The sequence below is a fragment of the Variovorax paradoxus B4 genome, assembly GCF_000463015.1.
In the GTDB taxonomy this organism is placed as follows: Bacteria; Pseudomonadota; Gammaproteobacteria; order Burkholderiales; family Burkholderiaceae_C; genus Variovorax; species Variovorax paradoxus_E.
Genome location: NC_022247.1, coordinates 5311550 through 5326251 on the forward strand (window position 1 = coordinate 5311550; position 14702 = coordinate 5326251).

15 protein-coding genes are annotated in these 14702 nt (G+C 69.4%); 8 read left to right on the top strand and 7 right to left on the bottom strand.

From position 1 onward, the window contains the following. Window positions 1-49: 49 nt before the first annotated feature. The 8 genes from VAPA_RS24725 to hpxZ all read left to right on the top strand — a co-directional run bounded on the left by VAPA_RS24725 (window position 50) and on the right by hpxZ (window position 7204). Window positions 50-955: a LysR family transcriptional regulator gene (locus VAPA_RS24725; RefSeq protein WP_021012740.1), complete on the top strand. Its 906-nt coding sequence runs from the start codon at window positions 50-52 to the stop codon at window positions 953-955. 138 nt (window positions 956-1093) lie between these two features. Beyond that, window positions 1094-2266: a cyanuric acid amidohydrolase gene (gene atzD, locus VAPA_RS24730; protein WP_021012741.1), complete on the top strand. Its 1173-nt coding sequence runs from the start codon at window positions 1094-1096 to the stop codon at window positions 2264-2266. A gap of 163 nt (window positions 2267-2429) precedes the next feature. Beyond that, window positions 2430-3644, top strand: a complete 1215-nt coding sequence (locus VAPA_RS24735) for an FAD-dependent oxidoreductase (protein ID WP_021012742.1) — start codon at window positions 2430-2432, stop codon at window positions 3642-3644. Then, window positions 3641-4153, top strand: a complete 513-nt coding sequence (locus VAPA_RS24740; protein ID WP_021012743.1) for a VOC family protein — start codon at window positions 3641-3643, stop codon at window positions 4151-4153. Before VAPA_RS24735 ends, VAPA_RS24740 begins: the two co-directional genes overlap by 4 nt. A gap of 30 nt (window positions 4154-4183) precedes the next feature. Continuing rightward, entirely contained in the window at window positions 4184-5191 is a 1008-nt protein-coding gene (locus tag VAPA_RS24745) for an ABC transporter substrate-binding protein (RefSeq protein ID WP_021012744.1), read from the top strand. Beyond that, entirely contained in the window at window positions 5191-6033 is an 843-nt protein-coding gene (locus VAPA_RS24750) for an ABC transporter ATP-binding protein (protein WP_196232527.1), read from the top strand. The genes VAPA_RS24745 and VAPA_RS24750 overlap by 1 nt, the downstream gene beginning before the upstream one ends. Continuing rightward, the gene (locus VAPA_RS24755; RefSeq protein ID WP_021012746.1) at window positions 6030-6806 is read left to right on the top strand and encodes an ABC transporter permease; all 777 of its coding nucleotides are present in this window, start codon (window positions 6030-6032) and stop codon (window positions 6804-6806) included. Before VAPA_RS24750 ends, VAPA_RS24755 begins: the two co-directional genes overlap by 4 nt. A gap of 8 nt (window positions 6807-6814) precedes the next feature. Beyond that, the gene (hpxZ, locus tag VAPA_RS24760; protein ID WP_230558931.1) at window positions 6815-7204 is read left to right on the top strand and encodes an oxalurate catabolism protein HpxZ; all 390 of its coding nucleotides are present in this window, start codon (window positions 6815-6817) and stop codon (window positions 7202-7204) included. Here hpxZ and VAPA_RS24765 read toward each other — a convergent pair whose 3' ends face one another. The 7 genes from VAPA_RS24765 to VAPA_RS24795 form a co-directional block, all read right to left on the bottom strand. Beyond that, on the bottom strand, window positions 7205-7732 hold the full coding sequence (locus VAPA_RS24765; protein ID WP_021012748.1) for a DUF3617 domain-containing protein: 528 nt from the start codon (window positions 7730-7732) through the stop codon (window positions 7205-7207). It lies immediately after the preceding gene. A gap of 80 nt (window positions 7733-7812) precedes the next feature. After that, window positions 7813-8520 carry a phosphatase PAP2 family protein gene (locus VAPA_RS24770; RefSeq protein ID WP_021012749.1) on the bottom strand — a complete coding sequence of 236 codons (708 nt, stop codon included), beginning with the start codon at window positions 8518-8520 and terminating at the stop codon, window positions 7813-7815. Between the two features lie 49 nt (window positions 8521-8569). After that, complete coding sequence (locus VAPA_RS24775; protein ID WP_021012750.1) at window positions 8570-9697, bottom strand: Gfo/Idh/MocA family protein; 1128 nt, start codon at window positions 9695-9697, stop codon at window positions 8570-8572. A 37-nt stretch (window positions 9698-9734) separates the two neighbouring features. Then, complete coding sequence (locus VAPA_RS24780; protein WP_021012751.1) at window positions 9735-10697, bottom strand: substrate-binding domain-containing protein; 963 nt, start codon at window positions 10695-10697, stop codon at window positions 9735-9737. A gap of 43 nt (window positions 10698-10740) precedes the next feature. Further along, the gene (locus VAPA_RS24785; protein WP_021012752.1) at window positions 10741-11742 is read right to left on the bottom strand and encodes an ABC transporter permease; all 1002 of its coding nucleotides are present in this window, start codon (window positions 11740-11742) and stop codon (window positions 10741-10743) included. Further along, complete coding sequence (locus tag VAPA_RS24790) at window positions 11729-13267, bottom strand: sugar ABC transporter ATP-binding protein (protein WP_021012753.1); 1539 nt, start codon at window positions 13265-13267, stop codon at window positions 11729-11731. The genes VAPA_RS24785 and VAPA_RS24790 overlap by 14 nt, the downstream gene beginning before the upstream one ends. After that, window positions 13264-14433 carry an ROK family protein gene (locus VAPA_RS24795; RefSeq protein WP_041946237.1) on the bottom strand — a complete coding sequence of 390 codons (1170 nt, stop codon included), beginning with the start codon at window positions 14431-14433 and terminating at the stop codon, window positions 13264-13266. The genes VAPA_RS24790 and VAPA_RS24795 overlap by 4 nt, the downstream gene beginning before the upstream one ends. Window positions 14434-14702: the final 269 nt, after the last annotated feature.

Sequence of the window (14702 nt, forward strand, 5' to 3'; positions counted from 1 at the left end):
GCGACAGTCCGCGTGCCGAAGGCCCTGTGGAACAATCTTCGCCACACCCATGCTGCATCCGCCTCGCCACTTCGTCTACCTCGATGCCGTCGCGCGCGCGGGGTCGATCCGCAAGGCGGCCGAGAAGCTGCACGTGGCCTCGACGGCGCTCAACCGCAAGATCCTCGAGATCGAGTCCGACATCGGCACGCCGCTGTTCGAGCGCCTGCCGCGCGGCGTGCGCCTCACGGCAGCGGGCGAGGTGCTGATCACCGCGGTGCGGCGCAGCATGGCCGACATGCGCTCGGCCGAGTCGCAGATCGAGCAGCTGCGCGGGCTGGTGCGCGGCACGGTGCGCATCGGCTGCGCCGAATCGGTCGCGACCGACCTGATCCCCGGCACCATCGCGCATTACCAGCAGACGCACCCGGGCGTGCAGTTCCAGATCGTCTCGGGCGTGACGGGCAACCTGGCCGCGTCGCTGATGGCCGACGATGTCGAACTGATCCTGGTGCACGACCCGCAGCCGTCGGAGACGCTGCGCGTGATCAGCGCGATCGCGCAGCCGCTGTGCGCGATGCTGCGGCCCGACCACCCGCTGGCGAAGCGCGCCACGCTGCGGCTGGCCGATTGCCAGAAGTACACCGTGGCGCTGGGCGACCGGTCGTTCGGCAGCCGCCGGCTGCTGGACGACGTGATGGCGCGCTCGCGCATCGCGCTGCAGGTCGCGCTGGAGGCCAGCACCGTGCAGACGCTCAAGGAGTTCACGCGGCAGACGGGCGCGATCAGCTTCCAGTTCCAGATCGGCACGCTCAACGAGGTGCGGCGCGGCGAGCTGGTGTCGATCCCGCTGTCGGACCGGGCGCTGGCGCACAGCCAGCTGGTGCTGGCGGCGCGCGCCGGCCGCATGCTGCCGATCGCCACGCTGTCGTTCATGGAAACGCTGGTCAACCGGCTGGCGGCGCTGCCGGGCTGAGCGGCCTGCGGGCGCGCGGCCGCGAACGCGGCGAATCGCCCACTGCACACAATTTGCGCTCGGTCCGAGCGAAACATTGCGCTGGAGGTTTGCACCCCGGCTGCCCATACTGCGCTCATCTGTTGCACCGCAGCATCCATGAACGCCTCCACCCTCCTCCCCCCAGGCACCGCGCCGACGCAGGCCGCCACGCGCCCGCGCCTGGCCGTGCACCGGCTGCCGATGGCGCATCCGGGCGATCTCTCGGCGCTCGCCGCGCTGTTCGACGAGGGCGCGATCGAGCCCGCGCAGGTGGTGGCAGTGATCGGCAAGACCGAAGGCAATGGCGGCGTCAACGACTTCACGCGCGGCTACTTCACGCAGACGCTGATGAGCCTGCTGGCCGCGCGCCTGGGCCGGCCGGCCGCCGAACTGCTGCGCGAGCTGCCCTGCATCCTGTCGGGCGGCACCGAGGGTGTGCTGAGCCCGCACTACGTGGTGTTCGCCCGCAGCGGGCGGCCCGCCGCGGACGCGGCCGCCGGGCCCGGCCCGGGCGCGCTCGCGATCGGCACGGCCGTCAGCGCGCCGCTGCCCGCGCAGCATGTCGGGCGCTGGGCGCAGGTGGCGTCGGTGGCCGCCGCGGTGCGCGAGGCGATGCGCGGCGCCGGCATCGCCCGCGCCGAGGACGTGGCCTTCGTGCAGGTCAAGTGCCCCTGCGTGACGGCCGCGCGCGCCCAGGCGGCCGCCGCGGCCGGCCACACGGTGCTGACCGCCGACTCGGGCCGCTCGATGGCGGCGGCGCGCGCCGCCGGCGCTTTCGGCGTGGCGATCGCCCTGGGCGAGCTGCCCGACGACCCGGCGCTGGAAGCCGCGATGCTGGTCGACTTCGAGCGCTTCTGCCGCCGCGCGAGCATTTCGTCGGGCGTCGAGGTCGAGGCCAACGAGGTGATCGTGCTCGGCCACAGCGCGGCATGGGAAGGCACGCTGCGCATGGCCTGCGCACCGATGCGCGACGCGCTGGACATCGGCGCGGTGGCCGAGGCGCTGCGGCCGCTGGGCATGAACGCGGCGCCCCAGCTGGGCGCGGCCGATGCGGCGCGGGTGGCGGCGGTGTTCGTCAAGTGCGAGCCCGACCGCCGTGGCCACGTGCGCGGCGCGCGCCACACCATGCTCGACGACACCGACATCAATGCCCAGCGCCACATCCGCGGCGCGGTCGGCGGCATGGTGGCCGGTGTGCTGGGCGACGCGCGCATCTTCGTTTCGGGGGGCGCCGAGCACCAGGGGCCGGACGGCGGCGGACTGGTCGCGGTGATCGCGCACGCGGCATGACGGCACGCCCGCAAACCGACGCCGGCGCGGACTTGGTACGCATCCTGCAGGTGCCCGCACCCACCATGTACGCCACCGGCCACGCCTTCGAACAACGCCGCTCCTGGCAACACCGGCGTCGCGCGCCTGCCGCGGCGGCGCCTCTCAGCGAGAGCTCATCCGCATGAAGATCGTGATCATCGGTGCCGGCGTGGCCGGCGCCATCCTGGCCCGCCGGCTCGCCGCGCTGCCCGGCGTCGAACTGCATTGCCTGGAGCGCGTCGGCCCCGACGACCACTCCGAGGCCGGCACCGGCCTGAACGTGGGCCCCAACGCGGTCAAGGCGCTGCGCCTGTGCGACGCGGCGCTGGCCGCCGAGGTCGAGGCCGCGAGCCTGCCGTGGAAGCACTGGCAGATCGCGCTGACCGACGGCACGGTGCTGTTCGACCTGCCGCTGTCGCAGGTGGCGGACAACCCCGGCATCCGCATCCGCTGGTCGGCGCTCTACCGCGTGCTGCGCGAAGGCGCGGGCGCGGCGATCCGGTATGGCTGCGAGATCGCGTCTATCGCCGCGGCCACGGGCGGCGGCGGACGCACCGCCGTGCGCTACCTCCAGGGCGGCGTCGAGCACCGCATCGACGACATCGACCTGCTGGTCGGCGCGGACGGCCGCTACTCCGCCACCCGCGCCGCGTTCTCGGGCCTGCCCGAGCCGCGCCACGTGGGCGTGGCGATCCTGCGCACGCTGGTGCCCGACACCAGCGCCGGCCTGATCGACGACTACGGCCAGTGGTTCAATGGCCCGCACCGGCTGCTGGCCTTCCGCGTGCCGCCGGGGCATGTCTACATCGCGGCGACCTACCCGGTCGAACCCGGCGCGCCGCTGCGCGACGAATGGAAGACCGAAGCCACGATGCGTGCCACCTACCAGCCCGCGCAGGGTGCGCCGAGCGCACAGGTGCAATGGCTGATGGACGCCATGTGCGCAAACCTGCCGCACAGCCACTGGGCCCGCATGCAGGAGTCCGACGTGCTGTTCGGCGAAGCCGATTCCAACGTGATGTACCTGGGCGACAGCGCCCACGGCATGGCACCCACGCTGGGCCAGGGCGCGACCCAGGCCATGGAGGACGCCTGCGCCGCCGCGCTGATCCTCGAGCGCGAGATCCGCGCCGGCCGCCGGGCGCCGCGCGGCTGGCTGGCGCTGGTGGACGCCGCGCGGCGCGAGCGCATCCGCTTCGCGATGGCGCTGTCGATCACGGCCACCGACACCATGCTGGCCGGCGCCGATCCGGTGGCCGGAACGCGCTGGAAGACCGGGCCCGCGTTCCTCGGCGACCTTTCCACCCTGTTCCGCGACGTGTCGCTGGGCCAGCGCGAACCGGTGCCTGCGCCATGACAGCAACCAACGCCGCCATCACGCACGGCCTCTTCCATCTCGCAATCAAGACCGCCGACCTCGGCCGCACCCGCGCCTTCTGGACCGGCGTGATCGGCCTGCGCGAGATCGCGCGGCCCGACTTCGGCTACCCCGGCGCATGGCTGGCCTGCGGACAGCCGGGCGGGCAGGCCATCATCCACGTCTATGCCGGCGGCCCGGCGCTGGGCCCGGGCGGCCAGGTGCCGCACGGCAGCGGTGCCATCGACCATGTGTCGCTGGCCTGCTCGGGCTACCACGCCTATGTCGCGCGCTTTCGCGCCGCGGGGCTGGACTGGCGCGAATTCCTCGTGCCCGGCACCACGCTGTGGCAGCTGTTCGTCTACGACCCGAGCGGCGTGCAGCTCGAGCTCACCTTCGAAGGCGCGGTGGAAGACGGCGCGCCGCCCGACATGTCGGCCGCGCGCGTGTACCGCGCCGGCAGCTCCTTCTTCGATCCGCTTGCCTATCCTGCCCTGACCCCGCCCTGACCCCGCCACCCCGTTCCGGAGATTCCCACGATGCCACGCCCTGCGCCTTTCTTCGCCGCGCCCCTTCGCGCCACCGCCCGCCTCGCCGGCGCCGCGGCCTTCGTCCTCGCCGCGTTCGCGGTGCTGCCGGCCCAGGCGGCCGACAGGATCAAGGTCGGCGTGTTCCCCTCGAGCGCGGCGCTGCCGTTCTACGTGGCCGTGAACCGCGGCTACTTCAAGGAGGCCGACCTGGAGATCGAGGAGGTGCCCATGACCAGCCACCCGCTGACCGTGCAGGCGCTGGTGTCGAACGGCATCGACGCGGCGGTGAACCTGGTGACGCTCGAAGGCGCCAACATGGAATCGCGCCGGCCCAACACGCTGAAGTACATCTCGCTCAACGGGCAGAACGCGCAGCACGTGATCGAGCAGTTCGTCGTCAAGGCCGACAGCCCGGCGCGGACGCTGAAGGATTTCAGGAACGGCTTCAAGCTGTTCTCGGCGCCCGGCCCCGCCAACATCGGCGCGGCGCGCGCGGTGCTCAGGAAGGTGGGCCTGGCCGAAGGCAAGGACTTCACGATCCAGGAGCAGCAGATCGGCGTGCACCTGGGCGCGCTGCAGTCGGGCAACTTCGACGGCGGCTACACGCTCGAGCCGTCGGCCACCATCATGGTCGCGCAGAAGATCGGCAAGCGCATCGAGGCCGGCGTGATCTCCACCTACCTGCTGGGCAACAAGAGCGCCTCGGCCTTCGCGGCCGGCGCCGTGATGTCGGGCAGGTTCATGGCCGACAAGCCCGACGTGGCCAGGCGCTTCGCCGCCGCGTGGGCGCGCGGCGTGAAGGAGGCGCAGGCCGACAGCAGCGCGCGCGGCTACCTGGTGCAGGGCATGAAGGTGCCGCCCGAGCTGGCCGCCACCGTGCCGCTGCCGCGCATCGTGATGGCCAGGGACATGGCCCCCGCCGACGTGGGCGACTTCCAGAAGTTCCTGGACATCGGCACCGAACTGGGCGTGGTCAAGGACAGGATCGACGGCAAGGCGCTGGTGCGGGCCTTCTGATGCGCACCATGGGCACCCATCTGCCGATCGGCACCGCCGCGCCCGAGGCCGCGGACGCCGGCGCCTCGCACCGCTGGTATCCGAAGGGCACGCACATCACGATCCGCGGGCTGACCAAGCGCTTCCAGGACGCGACCATCTACGACAACTTCGACCTCGACATTCCGAAGGGAAAGATCATGTCGGTGTTCGGCCCCAACGGCTGCGGCAAGAGCACGCTGATCAACATGATCGCGGGCATCCTGCCGTGCGACAGCGGGCAGATCCTGTTCGAGGGCAAGGAAGCGCGCGAGACGCGCATCGGCTACGTGTTCCAGAACTACCGCGAGGCGGTGTTCCCGTGGCTGCGCGCGATCGACAACATCCGCTACCCGCTGCAGTACCTGAACCTGTCGAAGGTGGAGCAGCAGCGGCGCATGGACAGGCTGATGGAGAGCTTCGACGTCAAGCTCGACCTGCAGCGCTACCCCTACCAGATGTCGGGCGGCCAGCAGCAGCTGGTGTCGATCATGCGGGCGCTGGTGGTCGACCCCGAGGTGCTGTTCCTCGACGAGCCCTTCTCCGCGCTCGACTACGAGATGGTGATGTTCCTGCGCGAGCGGCTGCAGAAGGTGCTGGTCGAACGCCGGACCACCACCTTGCTGGTCTCGCACGACCTCGACGAGGCCGTGCTGCTGGCCGACGAGGTGCTGCTGCTGACCAAGCGGCCCACGCGCGTGGCCGAGAACCTGCCCTTCGACGTGGCGCGCCCGCGCACGGCCGACACCACGATCACGCCGGCCTTCATCGCCACCAAGACCCGCGCGCTGGACGTGTTCCAGCGGGAGGTGCGCAAGCCATGAGCCTCGCCCATCGCGCCAACGCCTTCGGCGCCCGCCTGCGCCCGCTGTTCGGCATCGCCGCGCTGATCGGCCTCTGGGCCTTCGTGCATGCGACGCGCGCGGTCGACCCGGTGCTGCTGCCCTCGCCGCTCGAGGCGCTCGCGGCCTTCTGGAACGGCCTTGCGCACGGCACGCTGTGGGGCGACTTCTTCAAGACCATCGTGCGCACCGTCACCTCCTTCGGCCTTGCGCTCGTGATCGCGGTGCCGCTCGGCATCGTGCTGGGGTCGAACGAGAAGATCTACGAATCGATCGAGTTCGCGATCGACTTCTTCCGCTCGACGCCGGCCTCGGCCATGTTCCCGCTGTTCCTGGTGCTGTTCGGCGTCGGCGAGGCCACCAAGATCGCGGTCGCGGCCTTCGGCGCGGCGCTGGCCATCCTGTTCAACGTTGCCTACGGCGTGATGAGCGCACGCAAGCAGCGCCAGCTCGCGGCCAAGGTGATGGGCGCGCCGCGCTGGCGCGTGCTGACCGACGTGATCCTGCTCGAATCGATGCCGCAGGTGTTCGTCGGCATGCGCTCCGGCGTATCGATCGCACTGGTGATCGTGATCGTGGCCGAGATGTTCATCGGCTCCACCGATGGCCTCGGCCAGCGCATCATGAATGCGCAAACCATTTTCGACATGCCCGACATGTACGCCTCGATCTTCGCGGCGGGCCTGCTCGGCTACGTGATGAACCTCGTGTTCCTGGTGGCGGAGCGGCGCTTCGTGCACTGGGGCGGAAAGTAATGCAAGCCATGACCGTTTCCATGACCGACATCAACCTGCCCGCCGTGCTCGCCGAAGTCGAGTCCGCATTCGCCGAGTACGAGCGCGCGCTCGTCACCAACGACGTGCCGGTGCTCGACAGGCTCTTCTGGGATTCGCCGCACACGCTGCGTTACGGCGCGAGCGAGAACCTCTACGGCTACGACGCGATACGCGCGTTCCGCCAGGGCCGGCCCGCGGTCAACCTCGAGCGCGAGATCACCGCCAGGGCCATCACCACCTTCGGGCAGGACTTTGCGGTCGCGAACGTCGAGTTCAGGCGCACGGGCAGCGACCGCACGGGCCGCCAGAGCCAGACCTGGGCGCGCCTGCCGGAGGGCTGGCGCGTGGTGTCGGCGCACGTGAGCCTGATGGGCTAGCTATTTCTTCGGCTGGCCCTTCATCATGTCGACGACGTTCATCTTCATGCCGTTTCCCATGATCATGTCGCCGGGTTTCTGCCCGGCCTTGCACGGGCCGACCCACTTCGCCTCCATGACGAAGCTCCCGCTGGATTTGCCCATCATCGGCGGCTTGTAGGTCGAGCTGCTTTCCATCCGGTAGCTGGAACCGAAGTCGCCCGTGACCACCGCGTGGCTGGTGGCGGTGGTCGTGCCCATCCTGCACACGGAATCGATCACCAGCGTGCCGCCTTCCCTGCGCATCTCCTGCTTCGAGCAGGCGTCCTTGCCCATGCCCTGCCCCATGTCGCGCAGCGCCTGGTCGGTGGCGGCGTCGATGCATTGCTGGATGGTCTGCGCCGGCGCGCTGTTGGCGCCGCCGGCGCCGTCCCCCATCTTCATCTCCCAGAGGCCGGGCTTGCGCGCGGGATAGTCGATGGCCAGCGCGGGCACGGTCGTGCTGCAGGCCAGCATGAAGAGGGCAATGGTGGACAGGCGAATCTTCATGGCGGGCTCCGCGTCGGTTCGAAGAAAACGATGCCCGGGTTCTACCGCACGCGGCGCGCGGATGGAATAGCGCAATCGGCCTACGCCGGCCGTGCCTGCACCGCCGCCGCCGCCGCCACGGCCTTGCGGGGGCGCGAGGCCAGCCCGAAGCCGATGCCCAGCGCCAGCCCGCCGAGCACGTCGACCAGCACGTGCTGGCGCACCGCCATCGTCGAATAGACGATGGCCACGGCCCACGCGATGTTGAGAGCGCGAATCCACGCGGGTGCAGCCACCTCGCGCAGTTGCCGCGCGAGCACCACGCAGGCAAACACGGAGAACGACACGTGCAGCGACGGAAACGCGTTGCCGGCCGCATCGACGGTTTTCAGCAAATGCAGCGAGGTGCCCGGGCTGGTGTCGATGCTGAAGTTCGGGATGGCCGTGGGCACGAACCAGAACACCACGAGCGCAATGCCGGTCATGAAGGCGCAGCCCAGCGCAAAGCTCCAGAGCTCCCGCCTGTCCTTGGCAAGGAACACCGGCAGCGCAATGTAGAGCCAGAGCGAAAGATAGACCGACAGCAGCGCCGGCCAGAAGGCGATCAGCCGGTCGAACGCGGTGAGCGGCAGCGTCCAGGGCTGGCCGGCGTTCTTCATGACCCAGAAATACAGCGGGAAGAACCCCGCGGTCGCGACCGTGTTGCCGACCAGCTTCAGCGGCCAGAGCGCGCGGCACCGCCGGCCCAGGGCGCGAAGCCAGGGCTGCGGATTCGAAAGCGGCGGGTTCTCGAAAGAAGAAAATGTCATGGACGCCCGATGCGGTGCGCCTGGAACTCGCGCAAGCGAGCCCGCGGCCCTACCAGGGCGTCCATTTTGATTCGCTTTGGGCCGACGCCACCGTGCGCTCGATGAAGCGCACGCCGCGCGCGCCGTCTTCCACGCGCGGGTAGTCGGCCGCGATGGCATCGGCCTGCTGGCCCGCATTCCGTGCGCGGATGTCCGCCACGATGCCGGCATAGATGTTGGCAAAGGCCTCGATGAAGCCTTCGGGATGGCCGGCCGGCAGGCGGCTGGCGCGCTGCGCCGCCTCGCACAGCCATGGCGAACCGCGCGTGAGGATCCGCTTCGGCCCGTCGTGCGGCAGGTGCACCAGCTGGCTCGGCTGCTCCTGCCGCCACTCGAGCGTGCCGAGCGTGCCCGAGACGCGCAGCCGCAGGTCGTTCTCCAGGCCCGTGTTGATCTGCGAAGCAATCAGCACGCCGCGCGCGCCGCCCTTGAAGCGCAGCAGCAGGCTGCCGTCGTCGTCGAGCATGCGGCCCGGCACCAGCGCGCTCAGGTCGGCGCACAGGCTCTCGATCTCCAGGCCGGTGACGCTGGCGACCAGGTTCTCGGCGTGCGAGCCGATGTCGCCGATGGCGCCGGCCGCGCCGCTCCTTGCGGGGTCGGTGCGCCAGTCGGCCTGCTTGTTGCCGGCGCCTTCGAGCTGGCTCGCAAGCCAGCCCTGGTTGTATTCGACCACCACCTTGCGCAGTTCGCCGAGCTGGCCCGAACGGACCATCTCGCGCGCCTGCCGCACCATCGGGTAGCCGGTGTAGTTGTAGGTCACGCCGAACAGCGTGCCCTGCTTCTTCACGGCCGCGACCAGCGCGTCGGCCTGCGCGCGCGTGTGCACCAGCGGCTTGTCGCACACCACGTGGAAGCCGGCTTCCACGAAAGCCTGCGCGACCGGAAAGTGCACGTGGTTGGGCGTGACGATGGAGACGAAGTCGATGCGCTCTTCCAGCGGGCGCTTCAGCTCGTCGGCCAAGAGCGACGGCCAGTCGCCGTGATTGCGGTCGTCCGCCAGGTGCAGGTCGCGCCCCGAGGCACGCGCCTTCTCCGCGCTCGACGACAGCGCGCCGGCCACCAGCTCGATCTGTCCGTCGAGCGCCATGGCGTTGCGGTGCACGGCGCCGATGAAGGCGTCGCGGCCGCCGCCGACCATGGCGCAGCGCAGCTTGCGGGAAGCGATCTCGGTCACCTTAGAACGGCGAATTGGGGTGGTAGAAGTCCTTGGCGTTTTCCTTGGTGATCAGCACCGAAGGAATGATCGTCGTCGCGGGCAGCTTCTCGCCCTTCAGCCGCGCTTCGGCCGTGAGCTTGATCGCGTCGTAGATGAACTTGGGCGAGTAGCTCACGTCGGCGCCGATGCGCTTGTCCTTGCCGTCCATGATGGTCTTGACCATGCCCTTGGCGCCCGCGCCGCCGAAGATGATCTTGATGTCGTCGCGCTTGGCCTGCTCGATGGCCTTGAGCACGCCCACGGCCATGTCGTCGTCGGCCGCCCAGATGGCGTCGATGTTCTTGAAGCGCGTGAGGTAGTCCTGCGTGACCTTGAACGCATCGTCGCGGTTCCAGTTGGCGTACTTGGCGTCGAGCAGCTTGATGTCGGGGCTGCCCTTGAGCACCGCGTTGAAGGCGTCCATGCGCTCGTTGTCCAGCGTGGTGGCAATGCCGCGCAGCGCAACCACGTTGCCCTTGCCGCCGAGCTGCTTCACGATGTACTCGGCCGGAATGCGGCCGAAGGCGGTGTTGTCGCCGGCCACGTACGCATCCTGCGCGCTGGTGTCGGTGAGGCCGCGGTCGACCACGGTCACGTAGGCGCCCTTGGCCTTGACCTGCGCCACCGGCTTGGTCAGCGCGGCGGATTCGAACGGGAACACCACAAGCGCGTTGATCTTGGTGACGGTCGAGAGGTCTTGCAGCTGGTTCGCCTGCTCGGGCGCGTTGGCCGCGGTCTTGATCGTGATCTTCAGGTCCTTGTGTTCCTTCTCCAGATCCTTCTTCGCCTGGTTGGCCCAGTAGTTGATGCCGCCCATGAAGCTGTGCGTGGCCGCCGGAATCGAAACGCCGAGGTTCACTTTTTCGGCGGCGAGTGCGGGCAGGCTCGCGAGCGCCGCGGCCGCAACGGCCGTGAGTGCGATGCGACGTGTGAAGCTTGTCATGCTGGATGTCTCCTTGTGGTTGGTGGAACGGAACGGGAACGCACTAGCGGCGCCCTCTCTGGAGGAACGCGACGATGATGATCACGAAGCCCTGCACCGCGGCGTTGAGGTACACGCTGATGATGCTGGTGAGGTTCAGGATGTTGCTGATGACCGAGAGCAGGATGGCGCCGATCACCGTGCCCGTGATGCTGCCCGCGCCGCCCTTGAGCGCCGTGCCGCCGACGATCACCGCGGCAATCGCTTCGAGCTCCCACAGCAGGCCCGTGGTCGGCGAGGCCGATCCGAGGCGCGGCACGTACAGCAGCGTGGCAATGCCCACGCACACGCCGAGCAGCACGTAGGTGAGGATCTTCACGCGGTCCACGTCCACCGCCGCATAGCGCGCGACCTGCTCGTTGGAGCCGATGGCCTGCACGTAGCGCCCGTAGGCCGTGCGGTTCAGAATGACGCCGCCGATGATCGCGACGATCACGAACACCCACACCGGCACCGGGATGCCCGCCAGGCTTGCGTAGTACACCGGCGCATAGAGGTCCGACAGATCGTTGTCGAGCGTGAGCGCGCCGCCGTCGGCAAAGTACGTGAGGTAGGCGCGGAAGATGCCGAGCGTGCCCAGCGTGACGATGAAGGGCTCGATGCGCCCCTTGGTGATCAGGAGCCCGTGCGCCAGGCCGAACAGCGCGCCCAGCACCACCGCGAGCACCGCCCCCATCACCACCGCCATCAGCGGCGAGCCCGAGGCGGGACCGGCCCAGTTGATGAACATGATCACGCTGCCCGCGATGAGCGCCGCCATCGAGCCCACCGACAGGTCGATGCCGCCGGAGATGATCACGAAGCACATGCCCACCGCGATGATGCCGATGAAGGCCGTGCGCGTGAGCACGTTCATGGCGTTGTCGACGGTCGCGAAATCGCTGTTCAGCAGCGTGCCGCCGATGCACAGCAGCACCAGGCCGATGACCGGGCCGAGCCCGTGCAGGTGCTCGGCCCAGCGCGGCTTGCCCTGGCTGCGGTGTTGCGCGGCTTCAGGCTGCGGCATGGGTGTCTGCTGTTCCGGTGGCATGAGCGATGAGCTCCTCTTCTGTCAAATGGTCTGCGTCCAGCGTGGCAACGAGGCGGCCCGCGCGCATCACCGCCACGCGGTGGCACAGGCCGATGAGTTCCATCAGCTCCGACGAGACGACGATCACCGCGAGCCCTTCGCGGGCGAGTCGCTGGATCAGGAAATAGATGTCGCGCTTGGCGCCGATATCGACGCCGCGCGTGGGCTCGTCGAGCACCACCACCTTCGGTTTCGGCTGCAGCACCTTGGCGAGCGCGAGCTTCTGCTGGTTGCCGCCCGAGAGAGACGATGCGCGCACGTCGAGCGAGCCGGTGCGGATGCCGTAGTCCTTCACGGCCTCGGCCAGCGCGCCGCGTTCGGCGTCGGGCTGGAGCCAGGGCTTCGCAAAGCGTTCGAGCGCCATCAGCGTGAGGTTCTGGCGCAGGCCGAAGTTCACGTGCAGGCCCTTGCCCTTGCGGTCCTCGCTGAGGTAGGTGAGACCGTGCTTCGCGGCGTCGCGCGGACTGCGCCAGCCCTTGTGGTTCGGCACCGGCTTGCCAAGCATCTCCACCTCGCCGCTCGCCGGCCTGAGACCCAGCAGGCCTTCGAACAGTTCGGTGCGGCCCGCGCCGACCAGGCCCGCGAAGCCGAGGATCTCTCCGGGGCGCACGTCGAAGCTCGCGTCCTGCGCCCAGCCTGGCACGCTGAAGTTGCGCACGCGCATGGCGGGCGCATCGGCGGCCACCACCAGGTCGCGCGGCGGATACAGGTCGGCGAGCTCGCGGCCCACCATGAGATTGGCCATCTGGTGGCGCGTGACCTCGGACGTGGGCGCGCGCGCCACGAAGCGGCCGTCGCGCATCACGATCACCTCGTCGGTCACCTGCTCCACTTCGTCGAGCTTGTGCGAGATGTAGACGATGGTCACGCCATCGGCGCGCAGCTGCGCGATGAGCTTGAAGAGCCGCTCGGTTTCGCCCGGGGTCAGCGTGGCCGTCGGCTCGTCCATGATCAGAAGACGCGCGCGGCGTGCAATGGCCTTCGCGATCTCGACGAGCTGCTTCTCCGCCACGATGAGCCTGCGAACCTTGGTGCGCGGATCGACCTGCAGCCCGACGGCGGCGAGTGCGGCGGCGGCATCGCGTTCCATCGCGGCGTCGTCGAGCAGCCAGCCCTTCTTCTTTTCATGGCCCAGGAAGATGTTCTGCGCCACGCTCAGGTCTTCCGCGAGGTTGAACTCCTGGTGGATCAGCACGATGCCCAGCGCCTCCGCGTCGCGCGAGCTCGTGAACTGCTGCGGCTGGCCGTTGATGCGCAGCGTGCCGCCGGTGAGCGGCTCGTAGCCCGAGAGGATCTTCATCAGCGTGGACTTGCCCGCGCCGTTCTCGCCGAGCAGGCCGTACACATGGCCGGGCGCCAGCGAGAAGCTCACGCCGTGCAGCACCTGCACCGGGCCGAAAGCCTTCACCACGCCGTCGAATTCGACCGCGACGCTTCCCTTGGTTTGTGCTTCCGCCGTCATGGCGCCACTCCACGGACCTTCAGTGTTTCGTGCATCGCGAGCACGCCGGCACCCACCAGGCCGCCCTGCACGCCCAGCGGCGTGTACTGGATTTCCAGGTGCCGCGTGGAGAGCGCGAGCGAGCGCTGGTACACGCTCTGCCGCACGGCCGCCAGGAACAGCGGCCCGATGCGCGTGATGCCGCCGCCGATGAACACATGCGAGGGATTGAAGAAGTTCACCACCGACGCCAGCATCTGGCCGATGAGGTTGCCCGCACGCTGGATGATGCCGTTCGCGGCCGTATCGCCGGCGCGGCTTGCCTGGCCCACGTCGACGGCATCGATGCGGCCATGCACGCGCAGGCACTCGGCCAGCATGGCGCTTTCGCCGGCCTCGGCCGCCTGCACGGCCATGCGCGTGATGGCCGGCCCCGCGGCCATGGCCTCGACGCAGCCGACGTTGCCGCAATGGCAGCGCGGGCCGTCCTGGTCGACACAGATGTGGCCCACGTCGCCGGCCGAGCCGGCCGCGCCGCGATAGACCTCGCCATGGCAGACGATGCCGCAGCCGATGCCTGTGCCGATCTTGATCACGAGGAAGTTGTTCAGCGAGCGCTTCAGCCGCCAGAGCTCGCCGAGCGCCATCAGGTTCACGTCGTTGTCGACGAAGACAGGCGCCGCGTAGTCCTCGCGCAGGTAGTCGCGGATCGAGAAGCTGTCCCAGGCCGGCATCAGCGGCGGATTCACGAGCTGGCCGATCTCGAAATTCACCGGCCCGGGCACGCCGATGCCGATGCCGATCACGTCCCTCGCGCCGTAGCCGCAGCGTTCGAGCAGTTCGCGCATCAGCACACGCACCCGCGCCAGCACCACGGCCGGGCCTTCGCGCACGTCGGCGGGTTCATCGTGCTGCGCGAGCAGCGTGAGGTCGGGGCGCAGCACCGCGACGTCGAGGCTGGTGGCGCCGATGTCGATGCCCACGAGCACGCCCAGGCCGGCATGCAGCTGCAGGTTTTCGGCGCGACGGCCGCCCGAGGAGCGCTGCAGGCCTGCTTCGGCCAGCAGGCCCTGGTCGACCAGGCCGGCGATCAGCGCATTGGCCTTGCTCTTGGAGAAGCCGAGCTGCTCGGCCATGGCATGGCGCGAGCCGCCGGCCGACCAGAAGGTGGTCTCCAGCAACCGCATCTCGTCCGCAGTGATGCCACTCCAGGGTGCCACGCGCTTTGTCTCCGGTATTCTTTTTGCCCGCCGCCCGCAACGGGTGCAGGCCGGGCGAAGGCGAATACTAGGGGCGCAGCTTCAGCCGGACAAGGCCGAACTTCGACCAAGTTCAGATCGAAGATGGCTTTATGCGAGAACGCCGGATCGGGATAGGGGCCGGTCAACAGAGACCGGCCCCCTCCCACACCACCCGGCATGCCGGTCCGCACCGGGCGGTCTGGATGAGAACAGTG